This is a genomic window from Roseateles hydrophilus, assembly GCF_026712245.1.
In the GTDB taxonomy this organism is placed as follows: domain Bacteria; phylum Pseudomonadota; class Gammaproteobacteria; order Burkholderiales; family Burkholderiaceae_C; genus Pelomonas; species Pelomonas hydrophilus.
Map to the genome: position 1 here is coordinate 395091 of NZ_JAPPUY010000001.1, position 15854 is coordinate 410944.

A 15854-nucleotide genomic window follows, 5' to 3' on the forward strand; every position below is an offset into this window, starting at 1 on the left:
CACTCCCATGCGCATCTTCGACACCCTGGCCGACCTGCAGGCCCTCATCGGCCAGCCCCTGGGCCACAGCGACTGGATCAGCGTCGACCAGCCGCGCGTCAACGGCTTCGCCGAGGCCACCGAGGACCGGCAGTGGATCCACGTCGACCCCGAGCGCGCCAAGGCCGGCCCGTTCGGCGGTCCGATCGCGCATGGCTTTCTGACGTTGTCGCTGATCCCGTACTTCTTCGAGACCGGCTTCGCCGTGCGCGAGACGCGCATGGTCGTCAACTACGGGCTGAACAAGGTGCGCTTCACGGCGCCCGTGCCCGTGGGCAGCCGGCTGCGCGCAGCCTTCCGGCTGCTGGCCATGGACGAGGTGGCGGGCGGCGCGATGCAGCTGACCGTGGAAGTGGCCATCGAGGCCGAGGGCGTGGCCAAGCCGGTCTGCATCGCAGAAAGCCTGGCAAGACACTACCGCTGAGTTCGTGCTGAGCGGATAGCATCGCGGCCGTTTCCACGACCGCACTGCTTCCGCCATGGCCTCCAGCCTGTTCGTACTGCTCGACGACATCGCCACCATCCTCGACGACGTGGCGGTCATGACCAAGGTGGCCGCCAAGAAGACGGCCGGCGTGCTGGGCGACGATCTTGCACTGAACGCGCAGCAGGTCACCGGCGTCAACGCCGACCGCGAGCTGCCGGTGGTGTGGGCCGTCGCGCTGGGGTCGCTGCTCAACAAGGCCATCCTGGTGCCGGCCGCGTTGGCCATCGCCACGTTTGCGCCCTGGGCCATCACGCCGCTGCTGATGCTGGGCGGCGCCTTCCTGTGCTTCGAGGGCTTTGAGAAGCTGGCCCACAAGTTCCTGCACAGCGCGGCCGAGGATGACGCGCATCACGCGGCATTGCAGCAGGCCGTGGCCAACCCGCAGGTGGACATGGTCCAGTTCGAGAAGGACAAGATCAAGGGCGCGGTGCGCACCGACTTCATCCTGTCGGCCGAGATCATCGTCATCTCGCTGGGCACGGTGGCCGACAAGCCCTTCATGTCGCAGTTGGCCGTGCTCGTGGCCATCTCGTTGGCGATGACGGTGGGGGTCTACGGCCTGGTGGCCGGCATCGTGAAGCTGGACGATGCCGGGCTGTGGCTGTCGCGCCAGGCCGGCGCCGCAGCGCGTGCACTCGGCCGGGGCCTGCTGGTGGCGGCGCCTTGGCTGATGAAGACCTTGTCGGTGGTGGGTACGGCGGCGATGTTCCTCGTCGGCGGCGGCATCCTGGTGCATGGCATCCCGGCGCTGCACCACGTCGTGGAGCACTGGGTCGCCGGCCAGTCCTGGGGCGTGGCGGCGCTGATCGAGAACGGCAGCAACGGCCTGACCGGCATCGTCGCCGGCGCGGTGGTGCTGGGCGTCGTGATGGCCGTGCAGAAGCTGCGCGGCAAGTGAGGCGCGCCCGTCAGGCGGGCGTGTAGGCCAGCCTGACGTAGATGGGCGCGAACGCCTCGGCCTGCGTGATCTCCAGCAGGCGCTCGCGCGCCAGCTCCAGCATCGCGATGAAGGTGACGACGAGCACAGCCTGGCCGCGTGAGACGTCGAACAGGTGCTCGAACTCGACGAAGCGCTGGCCCTGCAGCCGGCGCAGCACGATGCTCATGTGTTCACGCACCGACAGCTGCTCGCGGCTGATCTTGTGGTGCTGGTTGAGCTTGGCGCGCTTGAGGATGTCCAGCCACGCTTCGCGCAGGTCGTCGGCATTCACGTCCGGGAACACCGGCGTCAGCGATTGCTCGATATGAACCTGCGCGCGCAGGAAATCGCGCCCCAGTTGAGGCAGGCGATCCAGCCGGGCGGCGGCCAGTTTCATCTGCTCGTACTCCAGCAGTCGGCGCACCAGCTCGGCGCGCGGGTCTTCCACTTCCTTGCCGTCCTCGCTCTTCTTGGGCGGCAGCAGCATGCGCGACTTGATCTCGATGAGCATCGCGGCCATCAGCAGGTATTCGCTGGCCAGCTCGAGGTTGTGCACGCGGATCTGCTCGACATAGCTCAGGTACTGGCGCGTCACGTCGGCCAGCGGGATGTCGAGGATGTTGAAGTTCTGCTTGCGGATCAGGTACAGCAGCAGGTCCAGCGGGCCCTGGAATGCCTCCAGGAAGACCTCCAGTGCATCCGGCGGGATGTAGAGGTCCAGTGGCATCTGGAACAGCGGCTCGCCGTACAGGCGCGCGACGGCCACGGTATCTACGGCTTCCGGTAGATCCGATGAAATCTCGGGGGTGTCGTCCGTGGTGACCGTGGTCATCGGCGGGCCGTTTCAGCGCCCCAAGGGTGGGGCGTGAGGGACCTTATGCCTTGGTCTGGTAGACGTAGGGCTGCTGCGGCACGCGGGCTTCGTTGAAGTCGGCCTGGGCGGCGCGATCCTGCGCCTTGTCCCACAGCAGGGCGCGGCCGGCGCGCTGTTCGGCTTCCAGCGTGGGGCGCTGGGCCTTCAGCTGCTCGATGAAGGACGTGACGTCGGACTTGTAGGGTTTCCAGAACAGCGGCATGGCGGAGCTTTCAAACGAATCACGGCATTTTATCGGCCGCGCGCGCGGGTCAGGTCGTCCAGCGCCGGCACGGCGCCCAGGAAGGCCAGCGCGCCCGCCAGCGGCAGTGTGGCCGCGTAGCCGATGGCCTTGAAGGCCCAGGCGCCCACCACGCCGCCCACCGCAAAGGCCAGCAGCAGGCCGCCCAGCAGCCGCAGCCGGGCGGTGTTGGCGGGCATGGGCGTGCCGCCCATGCCGTAGAGCGCACGGCCCAGCTCGATGCCCAGGTCGGTGACGATGCCGGTGACATGCGTGGTGCGGATTTCAGCGCGCGAGACCTTGGTGATCAGCGCGTTCTGCAGCCCCATCGTGAAGCACAGCATGGACACCGTGGCCGGCACCAGCAGGCCTTGCAGGCTGGCCAGCCAGGCGCCCATGAGGCCGAAGGCCAGCAGGCAGGCAGCCTCCAGCAGCAAGGGCAGTGCGTAGATGCTGTGGGCCAGCCGCTGTCGGCCGAAGTTGACGAGCACGGCCGTCGTCGCGGCGCCGGCCAGGAAGAACAGCAGCGCGCCGACCGCCGTGACCCACACCTGGTGCTGCCCCAGCACCAGCGCATCGGCCGCGGCCGACACCAAACCGGTCATGTGTGACGTGTAGTGGTGCACGGCCAGGAAACCGCCTGCATTGGTGGCGCCGGCCACAAAGGCCAGCAGCCAGCCCAGGTGGGCGTTGCCCTCGGCCGTGCGCTCCACGGCGAGCAGGCGGCGGGCGTAGGCAACGTGCATGGCGAGCGGGTTGCCAGGACCCCGCGGGCGGTCAGCGGACCCGCATGCCGGGCTGGGCGCCGTCGTGGGGTTCGAGGACGAAGATGCCGGGTGTGGATTTCTCATCGGCATGGCTGGCAGCAAGGACCATGCCCTCGCTGATGCCGAACTTCATCTTGCGCGGCGCCAGGTTGGCCACCAGCACGGTGAGCTTGCCTTCGAGGTCTTCCGGCTTGTAGGCGCTGCGGATGCCGCTGAAGACGTTGCGTGTGCGACCCTCCCCAGCGTCCAGCGTCAGGCGCAGCAGCTTGTCGGAGCCTTCCACCAGTTCGGCCTTCACGATCTTGGCGATGCGCAGGTCGACCTTGGCGAAGTCGTCGATCTTGATCTCGGGGGCGATGTCCTCGCCGCCGGGCACAACCTTGGGCGCCGCGGGCGCTTCGAACAGCTGTTCGACCTTGGCCACGTCCACGCGCTGCATCAGGTGCTGATAGGCGCCGATCTGGTGGGCGCCGAGCGCGCGGGCGCTGTCGCTCCACTGCAGCGGCTCGACCTTCAGGAAGGCTTCCACCTGTGCGGCCAGGGCCGGCAGCACGGGCTTGAGGTAGATCGTCAGCAGCCGGAAGGCCTCGATGCAGACGCTGCAGACGTCGTGCAGTGCGGCGTCCATGCCCTCTTGCTTGGCCAGCTCCCAGGGCTTGTGGGCGTCGACGAACTCGTTGACCTTGTCGGCCAGCGCCATGGTCTCGCGCAGCGCCTTGCCGAACTCGCGCGTCTCGTAGAGCTCGGCGATCGCGCCTCTCTGTGCGCGCAGCGCGTCCAGCAGCGCGCGGCCTTCCACGCCAAGGTCGGCGCTCAGCCGGCCGTCAAAGCGCTTGGTCAGGAAGCCAGCGGCGCGCGATGCGATGTTGATGTACTTGCCGACCAGGTCGCTGTTGATGCGGGCGGCAAAGTCCTCGGGGTTGAAGTCGATGTCCTCGACGCGGGCATTGAGCTTGGCCGCGATGTAGTAGCGCAGCCACTCGGCGTTCAGGCCCAGGCTCAGGTATTTCAGCGGGTCCAGCCCGGTGCCGCGGCTCTTGCTCATCTTCTCGCCGCCGTTGACGGTCATGAAGCCGTGCACGAAGACGTGGTTGGGCGTCTTCCGGCCGCTGAAGTGCAGCATCGCCGGCCAGAACAGCGTGTGGAAGTACGTGATGTCCTTGCCGATGAAGTGGATCTGCTCGGTGGCGGGATCGTTCACGAAGGCGTCGAAGTCGCGGTCGGTCTTGGCGAAGTAGTTCTTCAGCGAGGCGAGGTAGCCGATGGGCGCATCCAGCCAGACGTAGAAGTACTTGCCCGGCGCGTCCGGGATCTCGATGCCGAAGTAGGGCGCGTCGCGGCTGATGTCCCAGTCCGACAGCTTGTTGTTGCCGTCCTCGTCGGTCTCGAACCACTCGCGGATCTTGTTCAGCACCTCGGGCTGCAGGCGGCCAGGCGTCTGCGTCCATTCGGTCAGGAAGTCCACGCAGCGCGGGTCGCTGAGCTTGAAAAAGTAGTGCTCGCTGCTCTTGAGCACCGGCGTGGCACCCGACAGCACCGAGTAGGGGTTCTTCAACTCGGTCGGTGCATAGACGGCGCCGCAGACCTCGCAGGAGTCGCCGTACTGGTCCTTCGCGCCGCACTTGGGGCACTCGCCCTTGATGAAGCGGTCCGGCAGGAACATGGACTTCGCCGGGTCGAAGAACTGCTCGATGGTCTTGGTCGAGATCAGCTCGTTGTGGCGCAGCGAGAGGTAGACGGCCTTGGACAGCTCGTGGTTCTCCGGCCCGTCGGTCGAGTGCCAGTTGTCGAAGCTGATGTGAAAGCCGTCCAGGTACTGCTTGCGGCCGGCGGCGATGCCAGCGACGAACTCCTGCGGCGTCTTCCCGGCCTTCTCTGCCGAGATCATGATGGGCGCGCCGTGGGCGTCGTCCGCGCAGACGAAGTGCACCTCGTGGCCCGCCATGCGCTGGAAGCGCACCCAGGTGTCGGCCTGGGTGTACTCCATGATGTGGCCGATGTGGAAACCGGCGTTGGCGTAGGGCAGGGCGGTGGTGACGAAGAGCTGGCGGGGCATGGGCGCGGGGGCGGCTGGGCGGAACGAAGAAAACCGGCGATTTTAGGTTTGTGGCTCGGCGGGATCGGCAGGTGTGGCGGCGAGCTCGCCATCGGCCTGTGGCTCATCGGCGCTGCCAGACTCCTCGGGCTTGCCGTTGAGCTTGCGCTGGCGCTTCTCCTCGGCCTTGCGCTTCTTGGCCAGCTCACGCTGGCGCTTCTCGTAGCTGTAGTTCGGTGTGGCCAACGGGCTCTCCTTCGGGGTGTGGCCGCCCCAATGTAGCTTGCGTGGGCGCGGACCGTGGTTCCAAGTTGCAGTCGAAACCTCCAAGCAGCCTCAAGGATCATCGTTAAGTCACTGATTCGTAATGTTTCTTCTGGCTATCCACCGAGTCTGTGGAAAACTTTGTGGAAAACCGCCTTTCGCGGCCGGAAATCCCTTGTGTGATGCGGGTTCGCTTAGGTTGCTCATTTTTTGAGCAGGCGCGGTCGCTCTATATGAATCAATCACTTAGCGTCGATATTGGGGTGTGGCGTCCAGACGGCGTGACGTGGCGTCAAAAAGCTTGACGATTGCCGGAAGTGGGGATAAGTCGGCGTCCGGTGGGCGGAGTTCACGAGTTGTGCGGGCGTTTGCGCGGCTTTTGTCCCCGCCTTCTGTGGACAAGTCTGTGGGTGGGCTGACGACAGCGACGCTAAGTGCTTGATCGGCCACACGCCGGCCTGGGCTGCCCGTTTTTGAGGCGCTGTCATCCGCAGTCCTGGGGTGAGTCCCCAAACGGTCGGCCTGGTGGTGGCGGCTAAACTCGCGGCCTTTTGAACGGGCGGCAGCGGGGCATGGCGGAGATCACGAGGGAGAGCGGCGGGCGCGGCAAGAGCGCCGCACGCGCCGGGAGTTTCGAGCTGAAGTCGCGCCGCCTGAGCCTGCTGGGCCTGGTGCTGCACAGCGCCGACATGGCCGAGCTCGCTGCCGACTGGGCCGAGCGTGCCGGCCAGGGCGGCTTCGAGCATGAGCCCGTGGTCATCGACCTCAGCACGCTTGAACGGCCGGCGGCGGCAAGCGAGGGCCAGGCTGCGCTGGCGCTGGACGGTCCGGCGCCGGTGGACCTGCGGGCCATCGTCGACTTGCTGCGTGCCAGCCAGCTGCAACCGGTGGCCGTCGCCGGTGCGACGCCGCAGGAGCTGGCGCTGGCGCATGAGCTGGGCCTGGCTGATGCGGCGGACGAGCCGGTGGCTGCCATTGCGCCGGCTGAGGTGCGCGAAGTCGTGCGCGAGGTGGTGCGCGAGATCACCGTCGAGAAGATCGTCGAAAAGCCCGCCGCCCCCGCTCCCACGATGGTGGTCGACAAGCCGCTGCGCTCCGGCCAGCGCGTGTACGCCAAGGGCGGTGACCTCGTCGTGCTGGCGCTCGTGAATCACGGCGCCGAAGTGATTGCTGATGGCAGCGTGCATGTGTACGCACCGCTGCGCGGCAAGGCCATCGCCGGTGCGCGCGGCGACTCGGCTGCGCGCATCTACGCCCACAGCCTGGAGGCGGAGCTGCTGTCCATCGCCGGCATCTATCGCACCGCGGAGAACCCCTTGCCGGCCGACGTGGCGGGCAAGCCGGCGCAGGTCTTGCTCGATGGCGAGAAGCTGCTGATGCAGCCGCTGACCTTCTGAACCGAATCCAACTGAACCAACAGGAAAGCCCCAGATGACCACCAAGATCGTCGTCGTCACCTCCGGCAAGGGCGGGGTCGGCAAGACCACCACCAGCGCGAGCTTTGCCACCGGCCTCGCCATGCGCGGCTTCAAGACCTGCGTCATCGACTTCGACGTGGGCCTGCGCAACCTCGACCTCATCATGGGCGTCGAGCGCCGCGTCGTGTACGACCTCATCAACGTGGTCAACGACGAGATCAAGCTGACCCAGGCGCTCATCAAGGACAAGCAGCTGGACAAGCTCTACATCCTGGCGGCCTCGCAGACGCGCGACAAGGACGCGCTGAAGCAGGAAGGCGTGGAGCGCGTGCTGGAAGAGCTGAAGGCGATGGAGTTCGACTACATCGTCTGCGACTCGCCAGCCGGCATCGAAACCGGAGCGCTGATGGCCATGCACTACGCCGATGAGGCGCTGGTGGTGACCAACCCCGAGGTTTCGTCGGTGCGCGACAGCGACCGCATCCTGGGCATGCTGAGCAGCAAGACCAAGCGTGCCATCGAGGGCGGCGAGCCCGTGAAGGAGCACCTGCTCATCACGCGCTACAACCCCAACCGCGTCGAAGGCGGCCAGATGCTGAGCCTGGACGACATCCACGAGATCCTGCGCACGCCGCTGATCGGCGTGATCCCGGAGAGCGAAAGCGTGCTGCAGGCGTCCAACCAGGGCACGCCGGCCATCCACCTGCAGGGCACCGACGTGGCCGAGGCCTACAAGGACGTCGTCGCGCGCTTCCTGGGTGAAGAGAAACCCATGCGCTTCACCGAGGCCGTGAAGCAGAGCTGGTTCAAGCGCGTCTTCGGCGGCAAGTAAGGAGGCCTGACATGGGATTCCTGAACTTCTTTCTCGGCGAGAAAAAGAGCTCGGCCAGCGTCGCCAAGGAGCGGCTGCAGCTCATCCTCGCGCACGAGCGCAATGGCCGCAGCGCCAGCCCCGACTACCTGCCGCAGCTGCAGCGCGAGCTCGTGGCCGTCATCAGCAAGTACGTGTCCATCAATCCGGGCGACATCAAGGTTCACATGGAGCGTCAGGGCGACCTGGAAGTGCTCGAGGTGAAGATCGAACTGCCTGAGGCGAAGTAGGTCCCTCGCCCAGCCTTGCCTGGCGAAACGCCGGCAAGTCTGGTCGCTCTTGCAGACCGCGCCGCGGCAGACGCATGTCGCTCACCTGGTGCCATGTGTCTGGCCTCAGCCCCCGAGGGCGGCGGCGATGCTCATGGCATCAATCTGTTCGCACATCGCCCAACGGGCCGGCTTGGGGCGGCCCGGCGCTCGGCCCCAAATGCTCAGCGCGCAGCGCGGGCCTGCTCGCGCAGCATGAAGAGATAAAGGCTCTCCACCTTCGCGCGCGCCCAGGGTGTCTTGCGTAGGAACTTGAGGCTGGACGCGACGCTGGGATCGATGCGAAAGCACTTGATCTCGATGCGCTGGCCCAGTTCGGCCCAGCCGAAATGCTCGACCAGCGCCGTCACGATGGCTTCCAGCGTCATGCCGTGCAGTGGGTCCTTGGACCTCGGGGGCGTGGTGTTCATTCGTGGGTGAACTGGTCGGAGTTCTTGCCCTTGAACTGGGCGTAATACTGCTTGATGGCTGCCATGTCGGCTTCCACGTCGCCCGTGGGCGTGAACAGCGGTCCCAGCCCCACCAGCTTGCGCGAGTAGTCCATGTGCGCCATGACGATGGGCAGCTTGGCCGTGACGGCGATCCAGTAGAACCCCGTCTTCCAGTACACCGTCTTGCTGCGCGTGCCCTCGGGCGGCACGATCAGTTGCACCGGGCCGTCGGCGGCCACCAGTGCCTCGGCCGAGGCGGCCACGAGGTTGTTGGACTTGCTGCGGTCCACCGGGATGCCGCCCAGCCAGCGCATCAGCCCGCCGAACGGGAACTTGAAGATGGAGGCCTTGCCCATCCAGTACGGCGTCAGGCGCAACGCGAACGACGCGAACAGCGTGTAGGGCAGGTCCCAGTTGCTGGTGTGCGGCGCCGCGATGAAGACGCTCTTGCGCGCCTCGGGCGGCAGTTGGCCCTGGACAGTCCAGCCGGCCAGCCGGAGCCAGGCGACAGAGAGCCCGCGCAGCACGGTGCTGACGACGGGCGTGGTGAAGATGGTGCGATGCATGGCGCGATTGTCCCGTGTCACGCCACTGCCTCAAACTGAGGCAGCACAAGAAAACCCGTGTGCTGCCAAGCACTTGGCGCCTCCGCCCGCAGGGTGTGCACGGGGTTGTCCACAGGCGCTGTGGATGGGGCGGCGGCGCGTGTCACGCAACTGCCTCAATTCGAGGCAGAGCAGCAAAACCACAGTGCCATCAATCACTTGGCGCGTTCGCCCGCAGGGTGTACACGGGTTTGTCCACAGGCGCTGTGGATTGCCGATGCGGCTGCTGTGCGTGTACCGCTGCCTGCCTCAGGCTCCGACCTGCAGCGTCACATCGCTGCGGGGCTCGGCCACGCAGGGCAGCACCCAGCCTTCGGCCTTTTCCTCGGCCGACAGGCCCGGCCACGGGATGCGGTGCTCGACGCGACCCGCCGTGAGCAGCGAGATGCAGCTGCGGCAGGTGCCGTTGCGGCAGGACCAGGGCAGGGTGACACCGGCGGCCAGCGCGGCCAGCAGCACGGGCTGATCTGGCGCACAGTCGAAAATGAGGTCTTGCGGCGCTATCCGCACGCTGAATTTCTCCGATGACATCGCCCCATCTTGCCAGCCCCGCTACCCGTTACCTGGCGGGCTACCCGCCCGAGCTGATCGCCCAGGCCGAGGCCCTGCGTACCGAGGGCCGCCTGGCGGACTACCTGCAGCGGCGCTTTCCGGAGCGCCACGAGGTGCGCAGCGACGGCGCCTTGTATGCCTACGTGAACGAGCTGAAGGCCCGCCACCTGCGCAATGCCGAGCCGCTGAACTTCGTTGGCTATGACGCCAAGCTGCGTGTGCTGCAGCACGCGTTGGGCACGCACACGCGCCGCACGCAGGTGCAGGGCGCCAAGCTGAAGATGCGCCGCGAGATCCGCGTGGCCACGCTGTTCAAGGACGCGCCGGCCGCGCTGCTGCGCATGATCGTCGTGCACGAGCTGGCCCACCTGCGCGAGCTGGATCACAACAAGGCCTTCTACCAGCTGTGCCGGCACATGGAGCCGGATTACTTCCAGCTCGAGTTCGACCTGCGGCTGTACCTCATGAACCTGGAGAATCTGTCTTGATCCTGTTGGCGCCCATGGAGGGGCTGCTCGACCACATCCTGCGCGACGTGCTGACGCGTGTCGGTGGCGTGGACCGCTGCGTGTCCGAGTTCATCCGCGTGACCGACCAGCTGCTGCCTGCCCGCGTGTTCACGCGCATCGTGCCGGAGCTGAAGCGCGGCGGGCGCACGGCGGCCGGCGTGCCGGTGCATCCGCAGCTGCTGGGCTCCGACGTGCACTGCCTGGCCGAGAACGCCGCGCGCCTGGCCGAGCTCAAGCCCGACGGCATCGACCTCAACTTCGGCTGCCCGGCCAAGTGCGTGAACCGCCACCGGGGCGGCGCCGTGCTGCTGGACGAACCCGAGCTCATCCACGACATCGTCGCGGCCGTGCGCCGTGCGGTGCCGGCCGACATCATGGTGTCGGCCAAGATGCGCCTGGGCTATATGGACGACAGCCGCACGCTGGACGTGGCCCGTGCCATCCATGCCGCCGGTGGCAGCGAGATCGTCGTGCATGCCCGTACCAAGGCCGATGGCTACAAACCGCCCGCCTACTGGGAGCGCATCGCCGCCGTGCGCGAGGCCGTGCCGCTCACCGTCATCGCCAACGGCGAGATCTGGACCGTGGAGCACGCCGAACTGGCGCGCGAGCGCAGCGGCTGCGAGCACCTGATGCTGGGCCGCGGCATGGTGGCCGACCCCGGGTTGGCGCTGCGCGTCAGCGGCGCGCGGCACGCCGCGGTGCCCTGGGCCGAGCTGCTGCCGCTGATGCAGGACTTCTTCGCGCAGGTGCGTGCCACCGTCGCCCCGCGCCACCAGGGCGGGCGCCTCAAGCAGTGGCTGCATTACCTGCGGCGCGCCTACCCGGAGGCCGAGGCGGCCTATGCCGAATTGCGCACCGTCAACGCGGCCGACGAACTGGCGCTGCGGCTGTTCGGTGCGGCCGCCGCGCCCCTCCAGCCCGCTTAGCATGCGGGCCATGAAGATCCTCATGTCCTTGCTGGCCGCGGCCTGCGCCACGAGCGCCGCCCTGGCCCAGACCCCCGCCCTCACTCTCGAACGTCTCACTGCCGACCCACCGCTGGCCGGCCGCCTGCCGCGTCAGGCGGAGATCTCGCCCGGTGGCCAGTGGGTCAGCTTTCTGCGCCCGTCGCAGGCCGACAGCGAGGTGCTGGAGCTGTGGGCGCAGCCGGCTGCTGGCGGTGAGCCCCGCAAGCTGGTGGCCGCCGCAGACCTGTTGGGCGGCGCCGAGCAGAAGCTCTCCGAGGCCGAGAAGATGGCGCTGGAGCGCAAGCGCATCACGCAGCGCGGCATCACCGGCTACCAGTGGTGCGGTGGTGACGACAGCGCGCTGCTGTTTCCGCTGTCGGGTGACCTTTACCTGGTGCGTCTCACAGCGGGCGGCCCGCAGGCCCACAAGCTCGCGCTGCCGGCCGGTGCGCCCAAGCAGGATGCCCGCTGCGCGGCCGACGGCCAGCGCCTGGCCTATGTGCAGGGCGGCAACCTGTTCACCGTGTCGCTGGCTGCCGGCAGCGCGCCGCGCCAGCTGACGCGCGACGGCAGCGCCACGCTCTCCTGGGGCCTGGCCGACTTCATCGCGGCCGAGGAGCTGTCACGCCAGCGCGGTTATTGGTGGAGCAAGGACGGCAAGTCGCTGCTGGCGCTGCGCGTGGACGAAGCCGGCGTGGCGCTCAAGACGCGGGCACAGATCTTTGCCGACCGCACTGCCATGACCGAGCAGCGCTACCCGGCGGCCGGTGCGGCCAATGCCCAGGTCCGCGCCTTCGTCATCGACGCGGCCACCGGCCGGCAGCGTGCGCTGCCGCTGCCTGCGCAGGCCGAGTACATCGCGCGCGCCGGCTGGTTTGCCGACGGCACGCCCTGGCTGCAATGGTTCACGCGCGACCAGACCCGCCTCACGCTGACCGAGTTCAAGCCGGCAGCCGGTGGTGCAATGGCCCCACGCGACATCACCGCCGAGATCGACCCCGCCTGGGTCGAGGTGCACGACGACCTCATCGAGACGCCGCGCGGGCTGTTGTGGTCCAGCGAGGCTTCGGGCCGGCGCCAGCTACTGCTGCTCGACCGCGCCAGTGGCGCACGCACGCCGCTCACGCAGATGACCGAGCCGGTGGACCATGCCGTGTGTGCCAGCGCCGACACGGTGGTGTTTGCGGCTGCTGGCGACCGCGGCCGCGCGCAGGAGCTCTACAGCCTGCCGCTGGCCGGCGGCCGCCCGCAGCCGCTGGCCGGCGCCGGCAACCGCCAGTGGCGCGATGCCAAGGCCGATGCCGCGTGCAAACAGCTGCTGGTGATGCGCTCGGCCTGGGGCGAGCCGCCCCGGCTGGAGCTGCGCACGCTGGGCAGCGCCGATGCCATCGCGCTGCGGGGCGATGCGCCGTCGCCGCAGCTGCGCGACTACACCAACCTGCCGCTGGCGCTGGACCTCACCGCTGCCGACGGCCGCACGCCGCTGAACGCCTTCTTCTTCCCGGCGCAGGATGGTCGGCCCGGCAAGCACCCCGTCATCGTGATGGCTTACGGCGGCCCCGGTGCCGCCACGGTGAACTGGGGCTGGGGCCGCGACATGCCGCTGATCGCCTACTGGCAGCAGCGCGGCTACGGCGTCATGACGCTGGACACCCGCGGCATGCAGCACCGTGACCGCGACTTCACCCGCGCCCATCACCGTGCCTTCGGCAAGACCGAGCTGGCCGACCTGTTCGCGGCCGTGCGCCAGCTGCCGGGCCGCGTGCCGGGCGTGGACGCCGAGCGCATCGGCTTCTTCGGCTGGAGCTACGGCGGCTTCCTGGGCGCACGGGCCATGCTGGATGCGGACACGCCGTTCGCCGCCGCCGTGGCCGTGGCGCCGGTGACCGACTGGACGCTCTACGACACCGCCTACACCGAGCGTTATCTCGGCATGCCGGACGGTGGCAAGGCCGAGCCCTATGCCAGCGCCCACCTGCCGTCGCGCGCCGCGCTGCTGGCCAAGCCCTTGCTGCTGGTGCATGGCACGGCTGACGACAACGTGCTGTTCGACCACACGCTGCAACTCGTCGAGGCGCTGCAGAACGCCGGCAAGACCTTCGACCTGCAGATCTACCCCGGCAAGGCGCACGGCATCGCCGGGCGAGCGGCTCGCCTGCACCTCTATCGCACGATGGACGCCTTCTTCCAGCGCCACCTGGCGCCTGCGCGGTGAGCCTGGTCTATTCGACCGACTTCGGCCGGGCCTGCCCCGGCTGCGGCCAGCCCGTGGCGCAGTGCGCTTGCAAGGCCAAGGCACGGCCGGCGGGCGATGGCATCGTGCGCGTGCGCCGCGAGACGGCCGGCCGCAAGGGCAAGGGCGTGACTGCCGTGCTGGGGCTGCCGCTGGACGACGCGGCGCTGACGGCGCTGGCCAAGCAGCTCAAGGCGCTGTGCGGCAGCGGCGGCACGGCCAAGGATGGCGTCATCGAGATCCAGGGCGATCACCTGGAGAAGGTCGTCGCCTGGCTGCAGGCCCGGCCCGAGGGCTGGACCGTCAAGCGCGCGGGCGGCTGAAGTCGCTGCTCAGCGCGGCTGCTGCCTGGCGCGTTCGCGGGCGAGGAAGTTGGCCTGGTCGCGGTCGCGCTCGCGCTGCACGCGGGCGTCGCGCGTCTCCCACTCGCCACAGGCGAAGTAGGAGCCGCCGAACAGCCAGCTCAGCAGGCTGCTGTCGTCCAGCGCCCGGCCTTCGCCGCCCGTGCACAGCAGGGCCGCCTTGGAGTTGCTCTGGGCCGCCAGCGCGTCCTGCACCAGCATGGACCGCGACAACAGCACGGTGGCCGGCATGGCGATGGCCAGCAGCAGCCCGCCGATGACCACCCCCTTGGCCCAGCCGGGCAGGCCGTCCTGCGCGGTCGGCGCCCCTTGAGCGCGCGGTCCCGAGGCCGGCCGGGGGCGCGCCGCCGCGATGGGCACACCCGCCTTGGGCGCCGGGCTGGCGGACGCGGGAGTACCGGTCAGCGTGCCGCCCTCCAGCACGCGGGCGCGGGCCGAGGTGGGGGGATCGATGGCTTGGGTGGGCGGGAAGGACTGCGTGACGGTGGGCATGCTCGGAGCCAGATGGTGCGCCGCAACAAATGCTAGGCAGGCGGTTTTTCGGCAGCAGTGACCAATTGCAAGCGTCCTGAACGCGCGGGCCTCCTGTGCGGAAGAAGTCACAGCCTCGACAATCCGGCGATGAACGACATTGCCTTCTCCACATTGCCGCTGAGCCCTGCCATGCTGGCCAACCTCGACCAGCTGGGCTACGCGCAGATGACGCCCATCCAGGCCGCCAGCCTGCCGCTGGCCCTCGCGGGACGCGACGTCATCGGCGAGGCGCAGACCGGCTCCGGCAAGACGGCGGCCTTCGCGCTCGCGCTGCTGCACCGCCTGAAGGCCGACCTGCCGCGCGTGCAGGCGCTGGTGCTGGCACCCACGCGCGAGCTGGCCGACCAGGTCACGCAGGAGATCCGCCGTCTGGCGCGCGCGGCCGACAACATCAAGGTGCTGAGCCTGTGCGGCGGCAGCCCCATGAAGCCGCAGATCGAGAGCCTGTCCTTCGGCGCCCACATTGCCGTTGGCACGCCCGGCCGCCTCATCGACCACCTGGAGCGCGGCACGCTGGACCTGTCGGCGCTGAACACGCTGGTGCTGGACGAGGCCGACCGCATGCTGGACATGGGGTTCCTGGACGACATCAAGGCCATCGCCAAGCGCGCACCGGCCAACCGCCAGACGCTGCTGTTCTCGGCCACCTTCCCCGACGGCGTGAAGGACATCGCGCAGAAGTTCATGCGCGATCCGCAGACGGTGCAGGTGGCCGGCGCCACCAGCGCCGCCGCGTCCACCATCCGCCAGATCGCCTACGAGGTGACCGAGGCCCAGCGCCTGGACGCCGTGCCGCGCCTGCTGCGCGCCTTCCGGCCCGAGTCGACGATTGCCTTCTGCAACACCAAGCAGCAGTGCCGCGACCTGGAGCAGGTGCTGGCCGCGCAGGGCTTCATCGCGCTGGCGCTGCATGGCGACCTGGAGCAGCGCGACCGCGACCAGGTGCTGATCCAGTTCGCCAACCGCAGCGCCTCCGTGCTCGTGGCTACCGACGTGGCCGCCCGGGGCCTGGACATCGCCAACCTGGCCTGCGTCATCAACGTGGACATCAGCGCCGATGTGGAGCAGCACGTGCACCGCATCGGCCGCACCGGCCGCGTAGGCGCTGAGGGGCTGGCGCTGAGCCTGGCCAGCCTGGACGAGATGGGCCGGGTCGGCCGCATCGAGCAGCTGCAGGGCGCCGAGTTCAAATGGCAGCCGCTGGACGGCGTGCAGGACGCACCCGGCGCCCCGCTGCTGCCGGCCATGGACACGCTGCAGATTCTCGGCGGCCGCAAGGAGAAGATCCGCCCCGGCGACATCCTGGGGGCGCTGACCGGTGAGGCGGGCTTCACGGCGGCGCAGATCGGCAAGATCAACGTCACCGACTTCCACAGTTACGTGGCCGTGCAGCGCAGCATCGCCGCTGAAGCGGTGCGCCGCCTGTCCGCCGGCAAGCTCAAGGGCCGCAAGGTCAAGGTGCGGCGCCTGGCCGACCTGCAGGACTGACGGCCTGTTCGAGCGGCCGGCGCGCAA

At 68.5% G+C, this 15854-nt stretch carries 19 protein-coding genes; 10 read left to right on the plus strand and 9 right to left on the minus strand.

Annotated elements, in window-relative coordinates; genetic code table 11:
• Nucleotides 1–7: 7 nt before the first annotated feature.
• Nucleotides 8–463 carry a MaoC family dehydratase gene (locus NYO99_RS01760; protein ID WP_268165383.1) on the plus strand — a complete coding sequence of 152 codons (456 nt, stop codon included), beginning with the start codon at nt 8–10 and terminating at the stop codon, nt 461–463.
• 55 nt (nt 464–518) lie between these two features.
• Nucleotides 519–1424, plus strand: a complete 906-nt coding sequence (locus tag NYO99_RS01765) for a DUF808 domain-containing protein (protein WP_268165384.1) — start codon at nt 519–521, stop codon at nt 1422–1424.
• 10 nt (nt 1425–1434) lie between these two features.
• Here the strand turns inward: NYO99_RS01765 and NYO99_RS01770 are convergent, their stop codons facing one another.
• The 5 genes from NYO99_RS01770 to NYO99_RS01790 are packed head-to-tail and all read right to left on the minus strand — an operon-like array spanning nt 1435 to nt 5587.
• Complete coding sequence (locus NYO99_RS01770) at nt 1435–2277, minus strand: segregation and condensation protein A (protein WP_268165385.1); 843 nt, start codon at nt 2275–2277, stop codon at nt 1435–1437.
• A gap of 43 nt (nt 2278–2320) precedes the next feature.
• A complete protein-coding gene (locus NYO99_RS01775; protein ID WP_268165386.1) occupies nt 2321–2521 on the minus strand; it encodes a DUF3460 family protein in 201 nt (66 codons plus the stop codon).
• 29 nt (nt 2522–2550) lie between these two features.
• Nucleotides 2551–3285 (minus strand): YoaK family protein, encoded by a 735-nt coding sequence (locus NYO99_RS01780; protein WP_268165387.1) that lies wholly within the window; start codon nt 3283–3285, stop codon nt 2551–2553.
• A gap of 31 nt (nt 3286–3316) precedes the next feature.
• On the minus strand, nt 3317–5362 hold the full coding sequence (metG, locus tag NYO99_RS01785) for a methionine--tRNA ligase (protein ID WP_268165388.1): 2046 nt from the start codon (nt 5360–5362) through the stop codon (nt 3317–3319).
• 42 nt (nt 5363–5404) lie between these two features.
• Nucleotides 5405–5587: a hypothetical protein gene (locus tag NYO99_RS01790; protein WP_268165389.1), complete on the minus strand. Its 183-nt coding sequence runs from the start codon at nt 5585–5587 to the stop codon at nt 5405–5407.
• Nucleotides 5588–6177: 590 nt separating this feature from the next.
• Between NYO99_RS01790 and minC the strand changes: the two genes are divergently transcribed.
• The 3 genes from minC to minE are packed head-to-tail and all read left to right on the plus strand — an operon-like array spanning nt 6178 to nt 8124.
• Complete coding sequence (gene minC / locus NYO99_RS01795) at nt 6178–7002, plus strand: septum site-determining protein MinC (RefSeq protein WP_268165390.1); 825 nt, start codon at nt 6178–6180, stop codon at nt 7000–7002.
• A 34-nt stretch (nt 7003–7036) separates the two neighbouring features.
• Nucleotides 7037–7855, plus strand: coding sequence for a septum site-determining protein MinD (minD, locus tag NYO99_RS01800; protein WP_268165391.1), 819 nt, complete (start codon nt 7037–7039; stop codon nt 7853–7855).
• 11 nt (nt 7856–7866) lie between these two features.
• Nucleotides 7867–8124 (plus strand): cell division topological specificity factor MinE, encoded by a 258-nt coding sequence (gene minE / locus NYO99_RS01805; RefSeq protein ID WP_268165392.1) that lies wholly within the window; start codon nt 7867–7869, stop codon nt 8122–8124.
• Between the two features lie 203 nt (nt 8125–8327).
• Here the strand turns inward: minE and NYO99_RS01810 are convergent, their stop codons facing one another.
• The 3 genes from NYO99_RS01810 to NYO99_RS01820 all read right to left on the minus strand — a co-directional run bounded on the left by NYO99_RS01810 (nt 8328) and on the right by NYO99_RS01820 (nt 9730).
• Nucleotides 8328–8573: a VF530 family protein gene (locus tag NYO99_RS01810; protein ID WP_268165393.1), complete on the minus strand. Its 246-nt coding sequence runs from the start codon at nt 8571–8573 to the stop codon at nt 8328–8330.
• Nucleotides 8570–9160: a lysophospholipid acyltransferase family protein gene (locus NYO99_RS01815; RefSeq protein ID WP_268165394.1), complete on the minus strand. Its 591-nt coding sequence runs from the start codon at nt 9158–9160 to the stop codon at nt 8570–8572. The genes NYO99_RS01810 and NYO99_RS01815 overlap by 4 nt, the downstream gene beginning before the upstream one ends.
• Nucleotides 9161–9448: 288 nt before the next feature.
• Nucleotides 9449–9730 carry a 2Fe-2S iron-sulfur cluster-binding protein gene (locus NYO99_RS01820; RefSeq protein ID WP_268165395.1) on the minus strand — a complete coding sequence of 94 codons (282 nt, stop codon included), beginning with the start codon at nt 9728–9730 and terminating at the stop codon, nt 9449–9451.
• Here NYO99_RS01820 and NYO99_RS01825 point away from each other — a divergent pair.
• From NYO99_RS01825 to NYO99_RS01840, 4 genes are read left to right on the plus strand one after another with little or no spacing between them, the layout of a single operon-like run.
• Nucleotides 9724–10239, plus strand: coding sequence for a M48 metallopeptidase family protein (locus NYO99_RS01825; RefSeq protein WP_268165396.1), 516 nt, complete (start codon nt 9724–9726; stop codon nt 10237–10239). The genes NYO99_RS01820 and NYO99_RS01825 overlap by 7 nt on opposite strands.
• Before the next feature lie 14 nt (nt 10240–10253).
• Nucleotides 10254–11189, plus strand: coding sequence for a tRNA dihydrouridine synthase (locus NYO99_RS01830; protein WP_268166442.1), 936 nt, complete (start codon nt 10254–10256; stop codon nt 11187–11189).
• A gap of 10 nt (nt 11190–11199) precedes the next feature.
• A complete protein-coding gene (locus tag NYO99_RS01835) occupies nt 11200–13425 on the plus strand; it encodes a S9 family peptidase (protein WP_268165397.1) in 2226 nt (741 codons plus the stop codon).
• Nucleotides 13422–13766, plus strand: a complete 345-nt coding sequence (locus NYO99_RS01840) for a translation initiation factor Sui1 (RefSeq protein WP_268165398.1) — start codon at nt 13422–13424, stop codon at nt 13764–13766. The genes NYO99_RS01835 and NYO99_RS01840 overlap by 4 nt, the downstream gene beginning before the upstream one ends.
• A 9-nt stretch (nt 13767–13775) precedes the next feature.
• Here the strand turns inward: NYO99_RS01840 and NYO99_RS01845 are convergent, their stop codons facing one another.
• On the minus strand, nt 13776–14297 hold the full coding sequence (locus tag NYO99_RS01845) for a hypothetical protein (protein WP_268165399.1): 522 nt from the start codon (nt 14295–14297) through the stop codon (nt 13776–13778).
• A gap of 129 nt (nt 14298–14426) precedes the next feature.
• On the opposite strand from NYO99_RS01845, the gene dbpA reads away from it, so the two are divergent.
• On the plus strand, nt 14427–15827 hold the full coding sequence (dbpA, locus tag NYO99_RS01850; RefSeq protein WP_268165400.1) for an ATP-dependent RNA helicase DbpA: 1401 nt from the start codon (nt 14427–14429) through the stop codon (nt 15825–15827).
• The last annotated feature ends 27 nt before the right edge of the window (nt 15828–15854 follow it).